The organism is Acidobacteriota bacterium (assembly GCA_016716715.1).
Classification (GTDB): domain Bacteria; phylum Acidobacteriota; class Thermoanaerobaculia; order UBA5066; family UBA5066; genus Fen-183.
Window position 1 is genome coordinate 290,090 of sequence record JADJVE010000003.1, and the last position, 22,314, is coordinate 312,403.

At 70.9% G+C, this 22,314-nt stretch carries 14 protein-coding genes; 9 read left to right on the top strand and 5 right to left on the bottom strand.

What is annotated here, in order from left to right; translation table 11 throughout:
* Window positions 1–6: 6 nt before the first annotated feature.
* The 4 genes from IPL89_06200 to IPL89_06215 all read left to right on the top strand — a co-directional run bounded on the left by IPL89_06200 (window position 7) and on the right by IPL89_06215 (window position 10,098).
* The gene (locus IPL89_06200; GenBank protein ID MBK9062773.1) at window positions 7–1,287 is read left to right on the top strand and encodes a choice-of-anchor J domain-containing protein; all 1,281 of its coding nucleotides are present in this window, start codon (window positions 7–9) and stop codon (window positions 1,285–1,287) included.
* Window positions 1,288–1,531: 244 nt separating this feature from the next.
* Complete coding sequence (locus IPL89_06205; protein MBK9062774.1) at window positions 1,532–4,930, top strand: carboxypeptidase regulatory-like domain-containing protein; 3,399 nt, start codon at window positions 1,532–1,534, stop codon at window positions 4,928–4,930.
* Between the two features lie 110 nt (window positions 4,931–5,040).
* Window positions 5,041–8,697 carry a lamin tail domain-containing protein gene (locus IPL89_06210; protein ID MBK9062775.1) on the top strand — a complete coding sequence of 1,219 codons (3,657 nt, stop codon included), beginning with the start codon at window positions 5,041–5,043 and terminating at the stop codon, window positions 8,695–8,697.
* Window positions 8,698–8,736: 39 nt separating this feature from the next.
* Window positions 8,737–10,098, top strand: a complete 1,362-nt coding sequence (locus IPL89_06215) for a HAMP domain-containing histidine kinase (GenBank protein ID MBK9062776.1) — start codon at window positions 8,737–8,739, stop codon at window positions 10,096–10,098.
* Window position 10,099: 1 nt separating this feature from the next.
* Here IPL89_06215 and IPL89_06220 read toward each other — a convergent pair whose 3' ends face one another.
* The 5 genes from IPL89_06220 to IPL89_06240 are packed head-to-tail and all read right to left on the bottom strand — an operon-like array spanning window position 10,100 to window position 15,980.
* Window positions 10,100–10,567 (bottom strand): acyl-CoA thioesterase, encoded by a 468-nt coding sequence (locus tag IPL89_06220; GenBank protein MBK9062777.1) that lies wholly within the window; start codon window positions 10,565–10,567, stop codon window positions 10,100–10,102.
* A complete protein-coding gene (locus IPL89_06225) occupies window positions 10,564–11,664 on the bottom strand; it encodes a hypothetical protein (protein MBK9062778.1) in 1,101 nt (366 codons plus the stop codon). Before IPL89_06225 ends, IPL89_06220 begins: the two co-directional genes overlap by 4 nt.
* The gene (locus tag IPL89_06230; GenBank protein MBK9062779.1) at window positions 11,661–12,872 is read right to left on the bottom strand and encodes a beta-ketoacyl-[acyl-carrier-protein] synthase family protein; all 1,212 of its coding nucleotides are present in this window, start codon (window positions 12,870–12,872) and stop codon (window positions 11,661–11,663) included. Before IPL89_06230 ends, IPL89_06225 begins: the two co-directional genes overlap by 4 nt.
* A gap of 10 nt (window positions 12,873–12,882) precedes the next feature.
* Entirely contained in the window at window positions 12,883–15,414 is a 2,532-nt protein-coding gene (locus IPL89_06235; GenBank protein MBK9062780.1) for a serine/threonine protein kinase, read from the bottom strand.
* A complete protein-coding gene (locus tag IPL89_06240; protein MBK9062781.1) occupies window positions 15,411–15,980 on the bottom strand; it encodes a sigma-70 family RNA polymerase sigma factor in 570 nt (189 codons plus the stop codon). Before IPL89_06240 ends, IPL89_06235 begins: the two co-directional genes overlap by 4 nt.
* Window positions 15,981–16,068: 88 nt before the next feature.
* On the opposite strand from IPL89_06240, the gene IPL89_06245 reads away from it, so the two are divergent.
* From IPL89_06245 to IPL89_06265, 5 genes are read left to right on the top strand one after another with little or no spacing between them, the layout of a single operon-like run.
* On the top strand, window positions 16,069–17,223 hold the full coding sequence (locus IPL89_06245) for a hypothetical protein (protein MBK9062782.1): 1,155 nt from the start codon (window positions 16,069–16,071) through the stop codon (window positions 17,221–17,223).
* 9 nt (window positions 17,224–17,232) lie between these two features.
* Window positions 17,233–17,688 (top strand): hypothetical protein, encoded by a 456-nt coding sequence (locus IPL89_06250; protein ID MBK9062783.1) that lies wholly within the window; start codon window positions 17,233–17,235, stop codon window positions 17,686–17,688.
* A 13-nt stretch (window positions 17,689–17,701) separates the two neighbouring features.
* Window positions 17,702–20,101 carry a hypothetical protein gene (locus IPL89_06255; protein MBK9062784.1) on the top strand — a complete coding sequence of 800 codons (2,400 nt, stop codon included), beginning with the start codon at window positions 17,702–17,704 and terminating at the stop codon, window positions 20,099–20,101.
* Window positions 20,098–21,279, top strand: a complete 1,182-nt coding sequence (locus IPL89_06260; protein ID MBK9062785.1) for a hypothetical protein — start codon at window positions 20,098–20,100, stop codon at window positions 21,277–21,279. Before IPL89_06255 ends, IPL89_06260 begins: the two co-directional genes overlap by 4 nt.
* Window positions 21,280–21,336: 57 nt before the next feature.
* Window positions 21,337–22,269 (top strand): hypothetical protein, encoded by a 933-nt coding sequence (locus IPL89_06265; GenBank protein ID MBK9062786.1) that lies wholly within the window; start codon window positions 21,337–21,339, stop codon window positions 22,267–22,269.
* Window positions 22,270–22,314 lie beyond the last annotated feature (45 nt).

The window sequence follows — 22,314 nt, forward strand, 5'->3', positions numbered from 1 at the left end:
GCCAAGATGCGACGTTTCGCTTCGTCCCTCCTCCTCGCGACGGGGATCGTGTTCCTGTCGAGTCCCGCGGCGAGCCAGCCGCTCTCGGAAAACTTCGATTCGGTCGCCGGCCTCGCTGCGGCCGGATGGGTCATGACGAACAACAGCAACCCCGCGGGGACGACGGCCTGGTTCCAGGGGAACACGGCCGTCTTCTCGTCTCAGGCCGGCGCCGCCGGCAGCTACATCGCGGCGAACCTCAACGGGACCACGTTCGGGGGGAACGTCAGCAACTGGCTCATCACGCCGGCGCTCACGAGCCTTCAGGATGGTGTCGTCCTCACCTTCTACACCCGGACCGAAGCGTCCGCCCCCGCCACCGACCGGCTGGAGGTTCGCCTGAGCACGAACGGCTCGAGCACGAACGTCGGCGCCACGGACGCGAGTGTCGGGGATTTCACGACCCTTCTCCTCACCGTCAACCCCACGCTGACTCCGGGCGGGTACCCGACGGCGTGGACTCTCTTCACGGCCACCCTTTCGGGAATCGGCGCGGGACCGGTCACGGGCCGCATCGCGTTCCGGCACGTGGTCCCGAACAGCGCGGCGAACGCCGACGTCGTCGGAATCGACTCGGTGATCCTCGGGGCCGGGTGTCCGCCGCCGCCGCCCTCCCTCGTGGTGACGACTCCCTCGGAGGTCGGGACGGGCTCGCCGAATCGCGTCGCGAGCATCGCGCCGATCGGCGGGGCGACCTACGTCTGGGGAATCACGAACGGGACGATCACGGGCGGCCAGGGGACGCCCCAGGTCACCTTCACGGCGGGAGCGGCCGGGACGCCGCTGACGCTCACCGTGAGCGTCACGGTCGGCGGATGTCCGGGGGGCGGCGGTTTTGCGAACGTGACGGTCCTGCCGCTCGGGTCGGCGGTTCCTTTCTACGCGGTGACGCCCTGCCGGGTGATCGACACGCGCGGCGCGGCAGGTCCGTCCGGCGGACCCGCGCTTGCGACAGGCGGCGCGGACCGGGCGTTCGTGCTCGCCGGCGCATGCGGCATTCCGCCGGGCGCGTCCGCCGTGTCCGCGAACGTCACGGTGACGGCTCCGGGCGCGCCGGGCAATCTCGTGATCTATCGGGGCGACGGAGTCCTGCCGGGGACGAGCACGATCAACTTCTCTCCCGGGCAGACGCGCGCGAACAACGCCGTGCTGCAGCTCGCGCTCGACGGCACGGGGAGCGTGAAGGTGCGCAACGGGTCGGCCGGGAGCGTGCATCTCGTCGTCGACGTGAACGGCTACTTCCAGTAAGAGACGATCGGAAAGCTTTGACTCCTGGGCGGGGCGCGATAGGCTTCGTCCAGTCAAATCGTTCAAGTCAAGCGAGTCTGGAGGCTCTATGGCCCGCACCTGTCGGCCCGTTGCGTTCGTTGTCCTTGCTGGCTCGCTGCTGTTCCCGGCGGCCGCCGCAACGGCCCAGACGACTGACCCCGTCGTGGGCAGGCCTGTCGCACCCGTGCTGTCCCCTCCGCTCCGTGAGATTCCCCCGATTCAGGTGACCCGGGATCCGGGCAAGCCCAGGGACCGCAAGTGGCTTCCGTACAAGGGCGCCCTCCCGGGCGCCGCTCCGGCCCGGCAGGCGGACGGAGCGCTCCAGTCGGCTCCGGGGGTGAACGCGCCGAACGCAACAGGCACCAACTTCGATGGCCTGGCCGCGAACGGCTCCGCGCCGCCCGATTCCAGCGGCAGGGTCGGCCCGAATCATTTCGTCGAGTGGATCAACACCGTCTTCGCCATTTATGACAAGGCCGGCACGATTCTCTACGGCCCGGCCTCGGGCAACACTCTCTTCACGAGCCTCGGCGGAGCCTGCTCGGCCTTCAACGACGGCGACCCCGTCGTCCAGTACGACGGGCTGGCCGACCGGTGGGTCCTCACGCAGTTCGTCGTCGGGGCTCCGGCTCCGGCCTTCTCCCACCAGTGCGTCGCCGTGTCGAAGACAGGCGATCCGCTCGGGGCTTACTACCTCTACGACTTCCCGACCGACGCGACGAACTTCGTGGACTACCCGAAGTGGACGACGTGGACCGATGCCTACTACATGACGGCCCACCTCTTCAACGCGGCGGGCACGGCGTTCCTCGGCGCGCCGCTCTACGCCTTCGACCGCGGGAGCATGCTGGCCGGGCTTCCGGCCGCCTTTCAGTCCGTGAATCTCGACCCGACGGGGAACGTTTTCGGCCACCTCGTGGCCGATCTCGACGGCCTCACGCCGCCACCGCCCGGCTCTCCGGCTTACGTCTTCGCTCCCGCCTCGCCGGAATGGGACGGAACGGCCACGCCGGGTCTCCACTTCTGGACCGCGGCTTCCACGTGGGGCGGCACGCCGACCCTGACCGTTACCCCGAAAGCCGACGTCGCCACGGCTGCGTACAACACCAACCTCTGCGGGTTCAGCCGCGACTGCATTCCACAGTCGGGAACGACGCAGAAGCTCGATTCTCTGACCGGCCAGCTCATGTTCCGGGCCGCCTACCGCAAGGTCGGCGCCACCGAGTCGGTCCTCGTGTCGCACACCGTCAATGCGCTCGTCCCGCCCGCGAACCAGGCCGCATTCCGGTGGTACGAGATCCGGACCCCGGCGACGACCCCGACGATCTTCCAGCAGGGGACGTACGCGCCCACGACGGCGAATCGCTGGGTCTCGAGCATCGCCATGGACGAGGTCGGAAACATCGCGGCCGGCTACAGCATCTCCGACGCCACGATGTTTCCCTCGATCAACATCACGGGCCGTCAGACCTTCGACCCCCTGGGCACCCTCGGCGGCGAGATCGCCATGTTCACCGGCCTCGGAGCGCAAACCGGCGGCCTGAACCGCTGGGGCGACTACACGCAGATGTCCGTCGATCCCCGCGACGGCTGTTCTTTCTGGTACATCAACCAGTACCAGCCGGCGTCCGGATCATTCAACTGGAAGACGCGGATCGGGTCGTTCCGTTTTCCGAACTGCGTGGCGCCCGTGCGCGGGACGATCACCGGGCTCGTGAAGGACGCGGTGGGGAACCCGATCGCGAACGCCGTGGTTCAGGTCGACGCGGGGTTCTCGGGGGCCACGGACGCGACCGGCCGCTACACGATCGTCCTTCCGCCCGGCCCCTATACCGCGACGGCAACCGATCCGGCCGCCGGCTGCACGCCGTCGGCCTCGCAGGCGGCCACGGTCACGAACGGCGCGACGACCACCCGGAACTTCACCCTGACGGGGGCCGCGAGCCTTGTTGTCAAGAGCACGGCCATCGACGACAGCTCCGGGAACGGCAACGGCGTCATCAACCGGAACGAGTGCTTCAAGCTCGATGTGGATCTCACGAACGTCGGGTGCTTGGGAGCGAGCGGGGTTTCCGCCGCCATCACGACGTCGACGCCGGGCGTCGAGATCCTCGTCGGCTCGTCCTCCTACCCGAACATCGCCCGCGCCACCGAGGCGTTCGGCACGACCCCGTTCTCCCTGGCCACGACGGCGGCCTTCGTCTGCGGAACGGACATCGCGGTGACGTTGACCGTGACGTCGTCCGCCGGCATGCAGGTTTCGGCCCTGACCTTACCGACCTGCAGGCCGACCGTGGTCGTGACCAGGAGCGTGACCACCGCCAGCCCCACCGAGGCGGGCCGGACCACCCGGAACGGAGTTCCTGCGACCTGCGCCGGCAAGGCCTGCCCGGGTCTCACGGACGGCGCCAACCCTCACTACTACGACGCGTACTCGGTCTCCAACCCGAGTTCGACGGCCCGCTGCGTCACCGTGACGGCGAGCACGTCCTGTTCCGGCACCAGCATGGTTCATCCGGTGGCGTACGCAACGTCCTTCAACCCCGCGAACCTCTGCACGAACTTCCTCGGAGACTACGGATCCAGTCCGAATCCGGGATCGGTGACATTCAGCGTCACCCTGCCGGCCGGCCAGCCGCTCGTCCTCGTTTCGCAGGCTGTTTCCGCCACCACTGCAGGCTTCGTCAACTGCGCCGGGATCACGTACAACGTCACGGGGTTCCTCGACGATTCCGACGGCGGGCGGCCCGTCGCGGCGGCTTCGGGCGGCGGCACGATCTGCCTCGGAAACTCCGTCGGCCTGACGGGCTCCGGCGGCACGTCCTGCGTCTGGACGCCGGCGACCGGCCTCAGCAATCCGAACACCTGCACGCCGACGGCGTCCCCGACCGTCACGACCGCCTACTCGGTCGTGGTCTCGAACGCGAACGGCTGCGCCAGCGCCCCGAGCTCGCCGGTCACGGTCACGATCGGCGCTCCCCCGGCCGCTCCGGTCATCACGGCTCCCGCGACGGTCGGAGCGGGTTCGCCGAACCGGGTCGCGAGCGTGCCGGCGGTCGGCGGCGCCACCTACGCCTGGTCGATCACCAACGGGACGATCACGTCGGGCCAGGGGACGGACCAGATCACCTTCACGGCGGGAACGCCGGGGACGCTCACCCTCGGTGTGATCGTGACCGTCGGAACGTGTGCGTCCAGCCCCGGAAGCGCAAACGTCACGGTCGCTTCTGCCGGCTCCGCGCTTCAGTTCTACGGCGTGACGCCCTGCCGGATCGTGGACACGAGGAACGCAAACGGCCCGCTCGGCGGACCCGCGCTCGCCGCCTCCGGCAGTCCGGACCGTCTGTTCACCCTGACGGGAACGTGCGGGATTCCGTCGGGAGCCGCGGCCGTCTCGGCGAACCTGGCCGTCGTGAGCCCGTCCGCCGGAGGATCTCTCGCGATCTATCGCGGGGACGGGGCCGCCACGGGGACGTCTTCGATCAGCTTCAACGCGGGGAAGACCCGCGCCGACAACGCCATCCTGCAACTCGCGCTCGATGGCTCCGGCACCGTGAAGGTGAACAACTCGGCGGCCGGAACGGTCAATTTCATCCTGGACGTGAACGGCTACTTCCAGTAGCTGCGACGCGTTCTCGGAACATTGGGCCGCGGTACTCGCCGCGGCCCTTTCTCTTTCTGGAGTAGGCTCGGAATCCGGGCTCGGCGCGATGCCGGCCGAGGAGTAGACGCATGTTCGTGCGCTCCAGAGTCCTCCGTCTCCTTGTTCTTCTTCTGTCCTTCCTGCCGGCCGCGCGGATCGCCGCCGTCTCGAACACCATCGTCATCAGCCAGGTGTATGGCGGCGGCGGGAACTCCGGCGCCACGTACAAGAACGACTTCGTCGAGCTCTTCAACCGCGGGACGACGACGGTCAGCCTGAACGGCTGGTCCGTCCAATACGGCTCGGCGACGGGAACGACGTGGCAGGTAACGAACCTCACGAACGTCTCCCTCGCGCCCGGGCAGTACTACCTCGTTCAGGAGGCGCAGGGCGCCGGCGGCAGCGTGAACCTGCCCACGCCGGATGCGACCGGCACGATCGCGATGGGCGCGACCGCCGGGAAGATCGCCCTCGTCAGCGCGACCACGGCGCTCTCGGGCGCCTGCCCGACGGGGGGGGCGATCGTCGACTTCGTCGGGTTCGGGACGACGGCAAACTGCTCCGAGACGGCTCCGGCGCCCGCGCCATCGAACACGACCGCCGATCTTCGCGGATCGGGCGGCTGCACGGAAACCGACGCCAACAGCACGGACTTTGCGTCCGGCGCTCCGAACCCCCGCAACACGGCGACGACGCTCGCGCCCTGCTCGGGGGGCTCGCTCGCGCTCTCGATCAACGACGTCGCGCTCGCGGAGGGCAACTCCGGCACGACAACGTTCACGTTCACCGTGAGCCTCTCCGCGCCCGCGCCGGCGGGCGGCGTGACGTTCAACATCGCGACGCAGGACAGCACGGCGACCGTCGTCGACAGCGACTACGTGACGCGTTCGCTGATCGGTCAGAGCATCTCCGCGGGGAACTCGACGTACACGTTCGACGTCACGGTGAACGGCGACGCGACCGTCGAGCCGAACGAGACGTTCTTCGTGAACGTCACGAGCGTCGTCGGGACGGGCGTGACCGTCGCGGACGGCCAGGGCGTCGGGACGATCACGAACGACGACGTCGTCCTGACGCCGATCTACACGATCCAGGGCAGCGGTGCGACCTCGCCCCTCGTGAGCACCGCCGTCTCGACGTCGGGCATCGTGATCGGCGTGAAGTCGAACGGCTTCTTCCTCCAGGACCCGCTCGGCGACGGGAACCCGAACACGTCGGACGGAATCTTCGTGTTCACGTCGTCCGCGCCGCCGGCGGCGGCCGCCGTGGGCAATTCCGTTCTCGTGACGGGGACGGTCCAGGAGTTCATCCCGTCCGCGGACGCGAACAGCCCGCCCATGACGGAGCTGGCGCTCTCGCCGACCGTGTCGCTCCTGTCGACGGGCAATCCGCTCCCGGCCCCCTTCGTCCTGACGGCGGCCGACACGAGTCCGCTCGGGGCGATCGACCAGCTCGAGAGGTTCGAGGGCATGCGCGTCTCCGTGGCCTCGATGACGGTCGTGGCCCCCACGTCGGGAACCGTCAGCGAGGCGAGCGCGACGGCGACGTCGAACGGCGTCTTCTACGGCGTCATCACCGGCATCGCACGGCCCTTCCGCGAGGCGGGCGTCGAGGTCCCGGACCCGCTGCCCTCCGGGGCGCCCTGCTGCGTCCCGCGCTTCGACGCGAATCCGGAGCGGCTGCGGGTGGACGGAGACGGCCTCGTGGGCGGCACGGCGCTCGAGGTCACTTCCGGCGCCGTCGTCACGAACCTCGTCGGACCCCTCGACTACGGATTCCGCACGTACACGATCCTGCCGGACCCGGGCTCGTCGCCGGGGGTCAGCGGGAACGTGACGTTCACGCCCGTTCCGCTCCCCGCCAGCGACGAGTTCACGGTGACCTCGTTCAACATGCAGCGGTTCTTCGACACCGCCGACGAGCCGGGCGTCAGCGACGTCGTCCTCACGGGGACGGCGTTCAACAACCGCCTGAACAAGGCGTCGCTCGCGATCCGCAGCGTGCTGCGGACGCCCGACATCATCGGCGTGGAAGAGATGGAGAACCTTACGACGCTCCAGGCGGTCGCGACGAAGGTCAACGCCGACGCCGTGGCCGCGTCCGAACCCGATCCGTCGTACCAGGCGTTCCTCGTGGAGGGCAACGACGTCGGCGGGATCGACGTCGGCTTCCTCGTGAAGTCCTCCCGCGTGAGCGTCGTGGACGTCACGCAGGTCAACAAGGACGAGACGTACACCGACCCGAACACCGGGAACCCGGCTCTCCTGAACGACCGTCCTTCCCTCGTCCTCCGCGCGACGGTCGCGCCTCCCTCCGGCCCGGCGTTTCCGATCACGGTCATCGTGAATCACCTGCGCTCGCTCTCGGGCGTCGACGACCCGGCCGACGGCAACCGCGTCCGCACGAAACGCCGCGCGCAGGCCGAGTCCCTCGCGAACCTCATCCAGGCGCGCCAGATCGCAAATTCCGCCGAGAGGATCATCTCTCTCGGCGACTACAACGCGTTCCAGGTGAACGACGGCTACGTGGACGTCATCGGCACGGTCAAGGGGACCCCAACGCCCGCCACGGACGTCGTCCTCGCGAGCGCCGACCTCGTGAACCCGGACCTGACCGATCTCCTCGACCTCCTCCCGGCCGCCGACCGCTACTCGTACAGCTTCGACGGCAACGCCCAGGTGCTCGACCACGAGCTCGTCAACGCCGCGCTGCTGCCCTTCGTCTCGAGGGTGGCGTACGCGCGAAGCAACGCGGATTTCCCCGAGAGCTTCCGGAACGACCCGAACCGGCCCGAGCGCATCTCGGACCACGACATGGCCGTCGCGTACGTGCGCTTTCCCGCGCCGGCGACGGCGACCGTGAGCGGCGACGCGACGATCTGCTTCGGCTCCGCGACGACGATCCAGGCCGCGCTCACGGGCACTCCGCCGTGGAGCGTGACCTGGTCGGACAGCGTCGTGCAGTCGAACGTCCTGTCGAGCCCGGCGACGCGTGTCGTGAACCCGACGGTGACGACCACGTACACGGTAACGGCGGTCGCGGATGCGAACGGGCCGGGCACCGCCTCGGGGAGCGCGCAAATCGTCGTCAGCCCGCCCCCGCCGCAGGTGCCGCCCGTCATGACCGCGCCGTCCTTCGTGGGCGCGGGCTCGCCGAACCGCGCCGCGAGCGTCGCGTCGATCACCGGGGCGGCGTACCTCTGGACGATCACGAACGGGACGATCACGGCGGGCCAGGGCACGAACGAGATCACCTTCACGGCGGGATCGGCCGGAACGCCGCTGACCCTGAACGTGAGCCTCACGCTCGGGCCGTGTCCGTACGGTGGCGCGTCCGCGAACGTGACGGTCCTGCCGGCCGGGTCCGCCGTTCCGTTCTACACGGTGACGCCCTGCAGGATCGTCGACACGCGCGGCGCGACCGGACCGGCGGGCGGGCCGGCCCTCCCCGCGGGCGGAGCGGACCGCACGTTCGTTCTCGCGGGCAGCTGCGGGATCCCGTCGGGCGCGGCGGCCGTCTCGGCAAACCTGACGGTCGTGAGCCCGCCCGCCGGAGGAACCCTCGAGGTGTACCGGGGAGACGGCGCACCCTCGGGAATGGGGTCGATCTCGTTCAACGCGGGCAAGACGCGCGCGAACAACGCGCTGGTGCAGCTCGCGCTCGACGGGTCGGGGACCGTGAAGGTGAACAACGCGTCGACCGGGCCGGTCCACTTCGTCCTCGACGTGAACGGCTACTTCCAGTAGCTGCGACGGACACGGCCGGAGTCCCGCTAGACTCCGGCCGTGGCCGATCCCGACGCCCGGTTCCGGCGGCTCATCACGCTCGTCCTCGCGGCGCTCGGCCTGCTGACGGCGGGCTCCGTCCTGCTGTTCGGGCATCTCCTCTTCAAGGCGCTGTCGAAAGACGTCGTCAACGACGCGATCCTGCACACGAGGCTCGACGCCGAGCGGCTCGCGCGCGGCATCGCCGAGCGTTCCGCGGGCGATCCGTACCTCCTGAAGCTCAAGGTGACGGAGATCGACCGGCTCGTGCGGGCGGGCGTGTCCGAGCGCCAGATCCTCGCGGAGGTCGAGGTGCTCGACAACGCGAAGAAGGAGGTCCTCTACTCCTACAACGGCACGCTTACGGTGCCGGAGCGCGCGCGCCCGGTCGTCGACGACCCGAAGGTGCTGAACGTCCGTCCCGTCGAGCCCGGGACGGCGTCGCGCAGCTGGGGCTACGAGGCTCCGGAGGCGAACCCGTACGACCTCGAGGTGCCGGTCGGCGACTTCGCCGTTCTGCGCTTCGGGGTCTCGCGCCGGGTCCTCGCCGAGCGCGTCGAGAAGCTGCGCCGCGAGCTGTACCTGCGCACGTTCGCGGCCGCGAGCGTCGCGCTGCTCGGGATCGCCGCCGCGTCGGCCGCCGTCCTCCTTCTCATCGGCAGGACGCGCCGGGCGGAGGAGGCCCGCGTCGAGGCCGAGCGCCTCGCCGAGCTCGGCGAGGTCGCGGCCGGCCTCGCGCACGAGATCCGCAATCCGCTGAACGCGATGGGGTTGAACCTCGAGCTCCTCGAGGAACAGCTGCGCGACGCCGCGCGCACGGGCGGGCCGCCGCCGGCCGAGCTCGCGCAGGCCGCGCGGCAGGAGACGACCCGGCTTTCGCGCCTCCTCGCGGACTTCCTCTCCTACGCCCGCCCGTCGCCCCTGAGCGCCGTGCCCGCGGACCTCAACGAAGCGGCGGGGGATGCCGTCGCCTTCCTCGCGCCCGAGGCGGAGCGCCGCGCCATCCGGCTCACGTTCACGCCGCACGCGGGCGGTGCGTCGTCGCGCCTCGACCCCGCGCGCGTGAGGCAGGTCGTCCTGAACCTCGTCGCGAACGCGCTCGACGCCGTGGAGGCCGAGGGCGCGTCGGCGCGGGAGGTGGACGTGCGGGTCGAGGACGCCGGCGCGAAGTGGCGGCTCACGGTTGCCGACCGCGGCCCGGGCGTCCCGCCCGCGAAGACCGCGGACCTCTTCAAGCTCTTCGTGTCGACGAAGCCCGCCGGCACGGGACTCGGCCTTCCGATCGCCGAGCGCATCGTGAAGGCGCACGGCGGCACTCTGACGCTCACGTCGCGCCCCGGCGAGCCGACCCGCGCCGAGGCGACGTTTCCGAAGGCGGGCTGACTCAGGCTGGCGGGAGAATCTTCGACGCGTCCGGCTCGGCCTCGCCGCGCTGGAACGCGAGGATGCGCGCGACGAGCGTCTTCACGGGCGCGGGAAACGTCAGCAGGAGCTGGCCGGACGGGTCGAGGAGCACCTGCTCCGTCGCGCCCGACGCGAGGAGCTCTCCCGACGCCTCCCGCCGGATCTCGTAGCTCATCACGAGCTTTGCGACCTCGGGAGGCGCGAGGCGGGCGGTGACGACGAGCCGGTCGTCGAGGCGCGCGGGGCGCTTCAGGTCCATCGACACCTTCGTGATCGGCACCTTGTAACCGTGTGCGAGCGCGTCGGCCGGCGTGAGGCCGAACGCCGCGCAGAGCGCGTTGCGCGCGACCTCGAAGTACTGGACGTAGTGGCCGTGCCAGACGACGCCGTACGAGTCGACCTCGGGGAATCGCACCTCGAACGCGACGGAGAAGACGCGGCCGCTCATGGCGCCGTCAGCACGGCGGCCAGGAAGTTGCCGCCGGCTCCGAACGCATTCACGAGGACGGCGCCGAGGCCGGGCCTGGTGCGCAGCGCGTCGGCGGCCAGCGCGAGCTGCATGGCGCCGATCGCCGGATTCTCGCCGAGCACGTCCTTGATCGCGACGGCGGGCGGCTGCGCGAGGCCGAAGACGGCGGCGAGGGCCGCGTCCTCGGCCGCGTCCGTCGCCGGGACGCCGTTTCGCGAAAGGTGGACGAGACCGACGTCGCGCGGCCCGACACCGGCCTCCGCGAGCGCGGCGTTCATGACCGCCGCGAGCGTCGCCGGATCGGCGCGCCGGTGCTGCGGCGAGACGGGAGCGCCCCGTGAGACGACCGCCGCCACGCGCGCGAAGGCGTGCGCCCCGCGCTCCCGCGCGGCGGCCTCGTCCTCGACGAGGAGCGCGCCGGCGCCTTCCCCCAGGACGAACCCGGGGCGCGTCGCGGTGCGCGTCGCGCGGACGCGCTCGTAGGCGAGGTGGTAGTCGAGGTTCCACTCGTCGGAGGCGCCGACGATCAGCGCGTCGGCGCGGCCGTCGGCGAGCAGCATTCGCCCGTAGAAGAGCGCGTTGAGCGGCGCCGGGTCCTTCTGCGTGATCGTGACGTTCGGGCCCTTGATTCCGATCTCGATCGCGGCCTGCGAGGCGGGAGCGTTCGAGACGGTGTTCGGAAAGAGGAACGGCGAGGCCGACTCCGGCGACTCGGCCATCTGCCGCTCGAACTCCGTGAGCGGCCCGGCGCCGGCGGAGCCGGTGCCGAAGAGGATGCCGATGCGCTCCTCGCGTCCCGCGACGGCGTAGCCCGCGTCCGCGAGGCACTGACGGGCGGCGACCATCGCGTACTGGCTGCCGCGATCCAGGCGGCGCGCCTTGCTCTTCGGAAGCTCGGGCTCGGTCGTGAAAGCGCCGATGCGCGCGGCTGGGGAGCGCTCCGCGCGCTCGGGGACGCCGGGGCCCTCGATGGATGCGACGGCGGAGCGGCCGGCCTCGAGCGCGGCGCGCGTCTCGGCGAGCGTGCGCCCGAGCGCCGTAACGGCGCTGACGCCGGTGACGACCGGGGCCTTCATGCGGCCCCGAACGCGACGACCGTCGAGTTGCCGCCGAACGCGAAAGAGTTCGAGAGCGCGACCCTGACGCGCGCCTCGCGCGCGACGTTCGGCACGATGTCGAGGTCGCACTCGGGATCGCGCTCGCCCCAGTTGATCGTCGGCGGCACGATGCCCGTCTCGATCGTGCGCACGGTGGCGACCGCCTCGATCGCGCCGGCCGAGCAGAGGCAGTGGCCGAGCATGGACTTGATGGACGAGACGGGGATCTCGTACGCGCGCGCGCCCAGCGCCCGCTTGATCGCGGCCGTCTCGGCGGAGTCGTTCTGCGGCGTCGCGGTCCCGTGGGCGTTCACGTAGTCGACGTCCCCCGGGTTCAGGCCCGCCGCCTTCAGGCATGCGGCCATCGTGCGCGCGCCCGCCTCGCCCGTTGGCTCGGGCTGCGTCATGTGGTGGGCGTCTGACGTGACGCCGTAGCCGAGGAAGCGCGCTCGCAGGGTTGCGCCGCGGCGCTTCGCGTGCTCCTCTTCCTCGAAGACGAGGAGCCCCGCGGCCTCGCCGATCGTGAGCCCCTTGCGGCGCCTGTCGAACGGGCGGCAGGGGTCGGGGTCGACGGAGCGCAGGGCGTTGAACCCGCCGTGCGTGAGCCGCGCGAACGTGTCCGCGCCGCCCGTGACGACGACGTCGCAGTACCCGTGGCGGATGAGGTCGGCCGCGTAGCCGAGGGACGTCGCCGAGGACGAGCAGGCGGTCGTGATGGACGAGCGCGGGCCGAGGAGGCCCCAGCGCTCCGCGATGCGGTCCGTCGTCTGGTCGGGCGGGTGGTTCAGGACGCGCGTCGGGCGGGCGCCGCGCGGGCCCTTCGCGAGGAGGGCGTGCAGGTAGTTCTCGCTGTCGAGGAGGCCGGAGACGCCCGCGCCGAGGACGACTCCGATCCGCGAGAGGTCCTCGCGCCCGAGGTCGAGGCCGGAATCGGCGAGCGCCTCGGCCGCCGCGCCGAGGCCGGCGACGTCCGTGCGCGAGAGGCGCCGGCGGAGGGACGGCTCGATTCCACCGGGCAGCTCCTTGATCTCGGCCGCGAGGTGGGTCCGGAAGGCGGACGAGTCGAAGAGCGTGATCGGGCCGATGCCGCTGCGTCCCGCGACGAGGCCTTCCCACGTGGACGCGAGGTCCTTTCCGAGGGAAGTCACGGCTCCCAGTCCCGTCACGACGACGCGGCGTTCCGACATCGGGGGGATCTTACGGGGTCGGCCCGGACTTTGGATTCCTCGGAGCGGCCTTCGCGGCGAGCGCCGCGTCGCACCGGTCGCGGCCCGCGAGCGCCTCCTTGAGGAAGAGCTCGGAGGCCGCGGGGAGGCGCCCCGCGGCCTTCAGCCGCTCGTACTCCGAGGCGGCGCGGTCGTAGGCGTGCCGGGCCTCGCGGACGTCCCCGAGCGCCTCGTGGGCCTGTCCGAAGTACTTGGCGAGAATCGCGTGCTCGCCCGCGAGCATCGCGTTGGACGGGTCCTTCGCGGCGAGGTCGTCGATCATCGGCTGTGCGCGGTGCAGCGAGGCGAGAGCGTCGCGGGGGTTTCCTGACGCTGTGAGGTTCTCGGCCAGGTTCACATGCGCCCGGGCGAGGGCCTGCCGAATGCCCGTGTTCTTCGGATCGGCGGCGACCAGCTCCGTTCGCAGGGCGATCGCCCTGGCGTACGCCGCCGCGCCCTCGGTGGGCCTTCCCAGTCGGAACAGGGCCTCGCCGCACCCGCCGAGGCTGTGCGAGAGGTCGCGCTTGAAGAGGGCGTTCGTCGGGTCCTCGGCGAGGAGCCCCTCCTCGATCGCGAGGGACTTTTCGTATCCCGCGAGCGCCGCGGCCGGGTCGTACACGGGGTTCTGCGGCAGGGCGAAGCTGCTCGCGATGTACTTGTTGCAGAGCGCGACCGCGCGGCGGAGGCGGATGTCGCGCGGTGCGTCGGCGAGCAGGCTCTCGTAGGTCGCGAGAGCACTGCGCATTTCCCCGAGGGTCCCCGGGAGGTCGTTCGCGGACGAGAGCCTGTTGCTCAGGAAGAAGTGCGCCTCCGCGAGGCCGCGCTTGAGATCGCGGTCCCCGGGCGCTTTCCGGACGGCGTTCTCGAGGATCTCGACGGCGCGGCGCGACGCGGCGACGCCACCCTTCACGTCGCCCGTCGTCGCGAGGGCGGCGCCGTAATTCGAGAGCGACTTCGCGAGGTTGCGCTGGTCCGCCGGATCCGGTGCGGGACGGGCGACGAGAGCCTCCCGGATCTGGACAGCGGTCTGCATGCTCGACAGCGCGCCGGCGGCGTCGCCCAGCGCGGCTCCGCCCTGGAGGCCCTGCACCTCCGCGAGCTTCTCGTAGGCTTCCGCCAGGTCCCGCTGGAGGGCGGGGTCGCTCGCGGACTCCTTCGCGAGCGTGCCGAGGTACTCGAGCGCGCGCCGCACGAGCAGCTCGCGCGCCGGAGTGGACCCGGGGAGGTTCCGGATCGAGTCGTGGAACTCGAAGAGGAACGAGCTCGCGAGCTTTCGGACGTCCTCGAACCGGCGGTCCGCGCGCGCCCGCTCGGCCCGCGCAATGCGCGCCTGGCGCGCCGTCGCGAGGATGCCGCCGACGAGCGCGAGGAGCACGACCGCGGCGGCGGCGACGGCCGTGCGGTGGCGCGTCAGGAACTTTCCGGTCCGGTACGTGAACGTGTCGCGCCGCGCCTTCACCGGGGCGCCTTCGAGGTGGCGCCGCAGGTCTTCGGAGAGCTGCTCGGCGGACGCGTACCGGCGCTCGGGCTCCTTGCGCAGCGCCTTGAGCACGATCGTGTCGAGATCGCCCTCCAGCCGGCGTCTCATCCTCTCGCCGCCGGCGCGAGCGGCCGCGGCGCTCGGCTTTTCCGGCTCCGTCTCGAGGACCGCCTTCGCGACCTCGCCGGGCGGTGCCCCCGCGGCGCCGAACGGGCGGACGCCCGAGAGGAGCTCGTACAGAAGGACGCCGAGCGACCAGACGTCGGACGCCGTGGTGATGCGCTCGCCGCGGATCTGCTCCGGGCTCGCGTACTCGGGCGTGAACGCGCCGCCGCCCGCGACCGTCAGGTCGCGCGTCGTTCCCGCGAGGTCGGCGTTCAGGAGCTTCGCGATCCCGAAGTCGAGGAGCTTCGGCGTGCCGTCCGCCGTGACATGGATGTTCCCGGGCTTGAGGTCGCGGTGGACGACGAGGTTCCGGTGGGCGAACTGGACCGTCGCGCACACCGTCCGGAAGAGGGCGAGGCGCGCCGGGACGTCGAGGCCCCGGCGCGCGCACCAGGCGGTGAGCGGCTCGCCTTCGACGTACTCCATGACGAGGTAGGGGAGGCCGTCGTCGGTGTTTCCCCCGTCGAGGAGGCGCGCGATGTTCGGGTGCTCGAGGCCCGCGAGGATCTGTCGCTCCTGCCGGAAGCGCTTGAGGACGGCCTCCGTGTCCATGCCGCGGCGGACGACTTTCACGGCCACGCGCTTCTTGAACGGCCCGTCCGCGCGCTCGCCGAGGTACACGGTCCCCATCCCGCCGTGGCCGATCTCCTGAAGGATCTGCCATGCCCCGACGCGCGTGCGCGGAGCCTCGGGCGGAGCGGCCGGCGTCTCGAGGAAACCCCCGGAGTCCGCGTCCGCCGCGAGGAGGGACGTCACCTCGGCCGCGAGCTCTGCGTCCCCGGCAGCCTCGGCGGCGACGAACGCGCTCCGTTCGGCGGCCGGCTTCTCCCGGGCCTCGTGGAAAAGACGCTGAGCCTCGCGCCAGCGCTCGGGCGTCACCGCCCGCCCCCGAGCTCGCGGTGGAGGTACGCCTTCGCCGCGGCCCAGTCGCGCTTGACCGTCTTTTCGGAGACGCCGAGGGCTTCGGCCGTCTCCTCGACGGTGAGGCCCGCGAAGAACCGCATCGTGACCATCTTCGCCTGCCGCTCGTCGAGGGCCGCGAGGCGCTCGAGCGCCTCGTCGAGGCGGACGAGGTCGATCTCGCTCCCGCCGCCGGGGGCGGCGGCGTCCGTCAGCGTCACGCGCAGCTCACTGCCGCCGCGTTTCTGCGCCTGCCGCCGGCGCGCGTGGTCCACGAGGATGCGGCGCATCGCCCCCGCCGCGACGCCCAGAAAGTGGGCGCGGTTCTGCCAGGGCGCGTTCTGGCCCGCGAGCTTCATCCACGCCTCGTTCACGAGGGCGGTGGGCTGGAGCGTGTGACCCGTGCGCTCGCGCTTCAGGTAGCCGGCCGCGAGGCGGCGCAGCTCGGCGTACACGACGGGCAGGAGCCGGTCGGCGGCCGACGGGTCCCCCGCGCTCCACTCGCGGAGCATCCGCGTCACGTCGGAGGACGGGTCTGCGGCCATTCGTCTGTTTCCTGCTGTGCGGATTCTAGTCGGGGCGATGACCCCCTTCTCCCCGCACCTGCGCGTTCCGGAGAGAAGGAGCCCTGAAATGAAGAACCGCACCGCCCTCGTGGCCGTCGTCGCGGCGATCCTCGCCGCTCCCGCGGGGCGTGCGTCCACGCCCTGCGACGCCCTCCCGGCGACGAACAAGGTGATCGTCTCGCCGCAAAGAATCGGAGACGCGCTCTGCAACGCCTGCCTGGGCCCGCCCGTTCCCGGCAAGCGGGATCCGCTCGGGAACGGCCTCGACTACAACGACGGCGCGAAGCACTGGGAGTGCGAAATGATGGTCGGAAACCGGGGCAACGGGCAGTGCAAGAAACAGACGACGTGCCTGCCGGGCGGAGACCGCTTCGACGACAACGGCGTTTTCCGCTGCCGCTACCCGGCGGTCGTCGCCACGGCACCCAACACGCCGGCGAATCCTCGGGAGGCCTGCGAGCGCGGCCTGAAGATTTCGATCACCCGCGTCAAGAACCTCGACGGCCTGGCCCTGACGAACAACGTCGTTCACAAGTCCGCCTACCCCATGAAGCTCCTCCTCGAAGGCGACGGCGTGGCCAACGGCGTTTCGGCGTCGATCGGGGGCGGGATCAGTGTTTCGGTCGGCGACGCCGCGCAGCGGCTTGGCGCGTCGCCGAGCGGGACCTGCCTTCCGCCGAATTGCCAGGTCGTTGCTCTCGACAACCTCGCCAACGCCCCAACGGGGCGCCAGAAGCTCACGCTCTTCACCCCGCACCAGTTCGCTTCGGCCTCGGTGGACCTGTACGTCGACGTCGTGCCTCCGATGGCCGTTGCCGGAGACCCGGAGTGCCTGAGCCCTGTCCAGACCGGGCACCTTCGAATCGCGCTTGACTCTCCGAGCGCGGGACCCAGGCAGTCGATCGCGGGGAGGGTCTTCGTGACCAGCCCGCTGCCGACGCCACCGCCGGGTCAGCAGATGACCCTGACGGTTCACGGGTCACTCGTCGGTGTGACGCCGTCTTCGTTCAACGTATTGCCGTCCGCGTCCAGCCCTTCGGGACAGGGCCCTTACGTGTTCACCTTCTCGAATCCGAACCCGCCCGCGCAGCCGCTCCCGCCGAATTTTCGCGGAAGCATCGTGAACGCCCCGGTTGCACAGGAAAGGCGCTGCGTGTGGGCGCGCCTCGGGGGCGCGGGTCTTCCCGAGATCGTCGCGGCAGTCGTCACGTTCACGCCCTAACCCACGCGCATGAACGTTCTACTTGCAGTCCTCGCCCTCCTCGGAACACCGGCCGCGCCTGCGCCGGCGCTCGAGGAGCGCGACGTGACGTGGCCGGAGGCGCAGCAGGCGGGTGCGACGCTGCCCGAGCCCGCGGTCGCGGATGCGTCCGCCGGCTGCCGCGCGACGACGGGCGTCGCGCGCTCCGGCGGCGTCCTCTTCTCGCTGCGCTGCCCCGGCACGCTCGGGACCAAGTCGTCTCATCCGGCGTACGTGGGCCTCCGCCTGAAGAACGGCTGGAAGGTCAAAGACACCCGCGTCGTCGTCACGGGATCTTCCAAGGCGGGCTTCGACCTCGAGAAGCCCGCTCCCGGCTCCGACCAGCCGTTCCTCAAGGGGAAGCTCTGGGCGGGGCCGGGCGGCGAGGTCCTCATCGAGGTTTACGTGAGGATCGAAGGCCCCCGGGGCACGAGCTGGTCGCGGTGACCGAGCAACAGGCATGAAGAGATCGGTAGTTCTTTCTCTCGTGTTCGCGCTCGCGCTGCAGGAATTCCCCGCGAACGCCCAGGGGGCCGCCGCCCGCGACCTCAGCGAGGCGCGGAGGAAGTTCGCCGCCGCCGTCCGCGCGTCCGACCAGGCGCTCGCAACCGCCCGGGCGGCCGTCGAGTCCGCGCTCGCGAACGCGGCTGGTTCGCTCGGCGCCGAGGACCAGCGCGCGCGCGACGCCTTGCGGACCCTGAAGAAGGGGCTGACGGACTTCGCGGCCGAGAAGGAAAGGATCCTCGCGCGGGACCTCGGTTCTCCCGAGCAGCTGCTCCGGGCCATCAACGACTACGAAAGGATGATCGCGGCCGTCGCAGCCATCATCGTCGCCGTCATGGTGACCATCGTGGCGATCGTCGCGGTGGTCGCCGTCCCGGGCGGGACCGCGCTCGTGATGGGCGCCGTCGTCCTCGTGGTCGTAAGCGCGATTGTGATGCTCGTCCTCACGATCCTCGCGAACCTGCCGGCGCTCTTCCAGTGCGTGGGCGAGATCCTGCGGGCGATGGGGTTCGCGGACGCCGGGGACAGCCTCGATTCGATCGGACGGTGGTGGGACAGGAACGAGAACTCGCAGCCGGTCCGGAATGCGATCAAGGTTTCGGCCGCGATCCTCCAGCTCGTCGGGGAGATCCTCCGGAGCGCGCTGTCCGCCGAGAGCGGCCTGAGAAGCGCGGAGGCCGCGGCGCGGGATGCCCAGGCCCGGCTGCAGGCCCTCCCGAAGGCCGCGCCGCCCCCGGCGACCCCGGCGGGCCCCGACCTTGCCGAAGCACGCCGGAAGTTCGCCGCCGCCGTCCACAGCTCCGACCAGGCGGCTGCGGCCGCCGAGGCCGTGCTCGACGAGCTCATCCGGCAGGCCGCGGCGCTTACGGGCGGCGACCACCAGCAAAACCTCCAGACGCTGCGAAAGGGGCTCCTGGCGCTCCGGGCCTTCAAGGAGGAAAAGGCGCGCATCCTCGCGCAGGATCTGGGTACGACCACGAAGGTCTACGTGGCGGCCCGCGACTATGCGCGAGCCTGTCAGGTGTTCGCGGTCTCCATCGCCGTAACGGTCGCCGTCATCGCCATCGTCGTGACGATCTTCACGCTCGGCTCTGACGTGGCCGCTGCCGGGGCCACGCTCTCGGCGATTGCGGGGGAGCTCGCGAAACTCGACGCCTCGCTGACGGACTTGATGATGCAGATAAAGGTCCTCCAGGCGGCCGAGGAGGACGAGGCGCGCCGGACGAAGTCCGCCGAGTCGCAGGAGGAGATCAGGCGCAACGTCCAGAGGGCGGCTGCGGCCCTCGCGGACATCCAGTCCGCGATCGCGTCCCTTCACGAGGCCAGCTCCGCGACGCAGGCCGCGCAGACGCGCCTGCGCCCGGCGCCGAAGAAGCCGGACCTCGGCCAGGCGCCCACGACGTTCGACGGCGACCTCGGCGCGAGCTTCCACGTCCGGCTCGAGAGCGGCCAGGTGACGCGCCTCGCCGGCCGGGCCTCGCTGCACGGGACAGTCGGGATCACCTCCGCGTCGAACCCCAACGTGAAGCTCACGCTCGACGGCGACGCGACGCTGACGGCCGGAACGGGCGGCGCATGGGTCGCGCTGAGCGGCCACGGCACGGCGCGCCTCACCGGTCTCGGCCCGGCCCTCACGATCCCGAACGCCGCGGTCGGGTCGCAGGGCGTCACCGCCCTGACGCTCCTCGGCGACGGGACCGCCCTCCGCGGCTGCACGCACTCCGTCGAGGCGGGCTCTCTCCTCGCGCCGTCGCGCGCCACCCTCGCGGGCTCCCTGCGGTGCGGGTCGTGGACGATCGGATCGTCGACGCTGACGGTCGACCCGAACGGCCTCTCGGGCGGCGGGACGTTCACGGCCTGGAGCAGGAGCTTCGCGATGTCCTACGCGGCTTCAGGCAGCGGACTCTCGGCGCGCGGATCTCTCTCGGGCGCCGACACGCCCTGGACCCGCGTCGCGGGGTTCGAGGCGGAGTACCGGATCGAAGGCCCGAAGCTCGAGTTGAAGCTCGACGGCCCGGCGCTCTCGCCGACGTTCGGGGCCGGCAAAGTGAACGTGAGGACGATCGCGAAGAAGCCGGACGGAAATCCGTGGTCGTCCGCCTCGCTGACGCCGGACGTGGTCGTGGTCCCGGCTCCGCCGACGGACGGGATCCCCGTGCCGTTGCCGGCCCTCCCGGCCCCTTCGGACGCCGAAAGAGCCGCACGCGACGCCTGCGAGGCGGGCGCGCGCCGGACGCTGGCCGGGCAGGCGCTCCAGCACGCCCTCGACGTCTGCCGGTCCGGCCACCCGTCGCCGCCGTCCGTGCCCTCGCTGCCGCGTTCGGTCTCGCTCAAGGTTGGGGAGGTTCTCCGATGAGATCTCGCGAGAGGAAACATGTCTTCCGGGCGGCCACGAGGCCGTCGCGCATCGCGGCCGTCCTCGTGCTGGCGGCCTGCTTCCCGGGCGTCCCGGCATGGGCCGGAGACGTCTTCGAGGCGGAGGCCGCGGGCTTTCACGTGAAGCTCGAGAGCGGCGCACTCACGCAGGGCGCCGAGGTGGACACTCTCGCGGGAACCGTCACGATCTGGCCCGTCGCGACTCCCAGCCTGAAGTGGACCCTCAAGAACGCGCGTCTCGTCCTGCCCAAGGGGTCCGTGGCCACGGGTTCATCCGCGAGAGCGGGTGTTGTGGCAGTCGGCCCGGGGGCGAAGGGCGGCGCCGTCACGGTTCGGCCGGGCTTCAAGGGAACGGGCGACTTCGAGATCTTCGTCGGCCCGCGCCTCGTCACGGTCCGCGGGAGCGACTTGGAAAGCCTGCCGGGCGGCACGATCGCCCTGAAAGCGGGTGAGGCTCCGTTCGGCTCGTGCGTTCACGCGGCGGGCCCGGGCTCGAGGCTTGCGGCGGGCCGTCTGGTTCTCGCGGGCTCGCTGCACTGCGGCCCGTGGACGGTGACGGCGTCGACGCTCACGGTCGAAGGCAGCGGCCTTTCCGGGGGCGGGACACTTTCAGCCTGGGGCAAGAGCGCCGCGATGTCCTATTCGGCCTCGGAAGGCGCGCTGGCGGCGCGCGGTCAGCTCTCGGGGCCGGACACGCCGTGGACACGCATCCCGGGTGTCGAGGCCGAGTACCGGATCGAAGGTCCGAAGCTGGACCTCCGACTTCAAGGGCCGACGGTTGCTCTGACGTTCTCCGCGCTCAAGGTATCGGCAAGGACGACGGCGAAAAAGCCCGACGGCTCCGCGTGGGCCTACGCGTCGATGTACCCGGCCAGCACTCGCGGCAGTGGCGGCACCATGGCGGACGGGCCTTTCGAGGTCGCGAAAATCCCCGCCCCCCCTGCGCCGTTTGCGCCCTGTCCACTCCCGGTGCTGCCGACCCCAGCGGACGCCGAGAAGGGGATGCGCGACGCGTGCGAGGCGGGCGCGCGCCGGACGCTCGTAGGGCAGGCGCTCCAGCGCGCTCTCGACGTTTGCCGGTCCGGCCATCCCTCTCCGCCCGTCGTGCCGACCCTCCCGCGCACGATTTCCCTGAACCTCGGCGAGGTCTTCCCGTGACCCCTCCCGACCCGAAAGGGCGCTTTCTATGACGGAAACCAGAAAAAGGAGTCTTCCATGCAAATGTCCCTGAAGTCCGCGCTCTTCGTCGTCGGATTGGCCTCGGTTGCGGGCGTGGCGTCCGCCCAGCCAAAGGAGTTCAAGCCGCCGGCGCCGCAGGTCGCGCCGGCGCTCGACAAGGTCGCGATGACGGCTTTCGTCTGCGAGCCCAGTCCGATCCCGCCGGGCACGACGCAGGTGACGCTGAAGGTCACGATCAAGAACGTGACCGGGGGGCTTCAGGGCGTCACGCTCAGCGGCCTCAAGATCCGTGTGCTCCGGACCAACCCGCAGCCCGACGTCCTCGAGCTCGAGACCACGGTCAACAACCTCGCGCCGGGCGCGAGCCAGACCGTCGGGGCGCGAGTCAACGTCGGCCCCGGCGTCCGCGACTACTTCGCGCGCGTGGACCCCGACGACATCCTGCACGAGCCCATCGTCCAGCGCGCCAACAACGAGAGCCGGCTGAAGCTGACGATCCCGCAGGCGGCCGCGCAGCAGGCGCCCCCCGCGGGTTCGGCTCCCGCGCTCGAGACGCAGGCCCTCGACTATCAGAAGGCGAAGAACGCGGGGGCGCAGTTTTCGAACGGCGTCGAGGGGGCGCAGGGCGGTTGCCTCGACGTCGGGCAGTTCAACAGCGTCAGCTGGGTCAACGACCATTCCGCGGGCGTCGTCTTCAAGGCCGACTGCACGCTCATGCCCAACGGGGTTCGCGCGACGCCAGAAGCGTTCATGGGCTTCCGCCTGAAGAACGGCTGGAAGGTCAAGGACTACTCCATCGGCGAGAACATCCATGGCGGCAACTCTGACTGGCAGTGGCGGCAGGTCCCGGCGAAGGGCACGGACGACCCGTCGATGAAGATGCACGTCTGGGCGAGCGCCAACGGCAGAGTCAAGGTCCAGGCCAAGGTCACGATCGAAGGTCCCGCCGGGACGAACCCGTACCAGTGAAGGCTCGATCCCGTAATGCTGCGATGCGGAATGAAAGCGGGCTGC

Coding starts and splice junctions, on each gene's coding strand:
- IPL89_06200 (MBK9062773.1), top strand. CDS start 7: ATGCGACGTTTCGCTTCGTCCCTCCTCCTCGCGACGGGGATCGTGTTC.
- IPL89_06210 (MBK9062775.1), top strand. CDS start 5,041: ATGTTCGTGCGCTCCAGAGTCCTCCGTCTCCTTGTTCTTCTTCTGTCC.
- IPL89_06220 (MBK9062777.1), bottom strand. CDS start 10,567: ATGAGCGGCCGCGTCTTCTCCGTCGCGTTCGAGGTGCGATTCCCCGAG.
- IPL89_06225 (MBK9062778.1), bottom strand. CDS start 11,664: ATGAAGGCCCCGGTCGTCACCGGCGTCAGCGCCGTTACGGCGCTCGGG.
- IPL89_06230 (MBK9062779.1), bottom strand. CDS start 12,872: ATGTCGGAACGCCGCGTCGTCGTGACGGGACTGGGAGCCGTGACTTCC.
- IPL89_06240 (MBK9062781.1), bottom strand. CDS start 15,980: ATGGCCGCAGACCCGTCCTCCGACGTGACGCGGATGCTCCGCGAGTGG.
- IPL89_06245 (MBK9062782.1), top strand. CDS start 16,069: ATGAAGAACCGCACCGCCCTCGTGGCCGTCGTCGCGGCGATCCTCGCC.
- IPL89_06250 (MBK9062783.1), top strand. CDS start 17,233: ATGAACGTTCTACTTGCAGTCCTCGCCCTCCTCGGAACACCGGCCGCG.
- IPL89_06255 (MBK9062784.1), top strand. CDS start 17,702: ATGAAGAGATCGGTAGTTCTTTCTCTCGTGTTCGCGCTCGCGCTGCAG.
- IPL89_06260 (MBK9062785.1), top strand. CDS start 20,098: ATGAGATCTCGCGAGAGGAAACATGTCTTCCGGGCGGCCACGAGGCCG.
- IPL89_06265 (MBK9062786.1), top strand. CDS start 21,337: ATGCAAATGTCCCTGAAGTCCGCGCTCTTCGTCGTCGGATTGGCCTCG.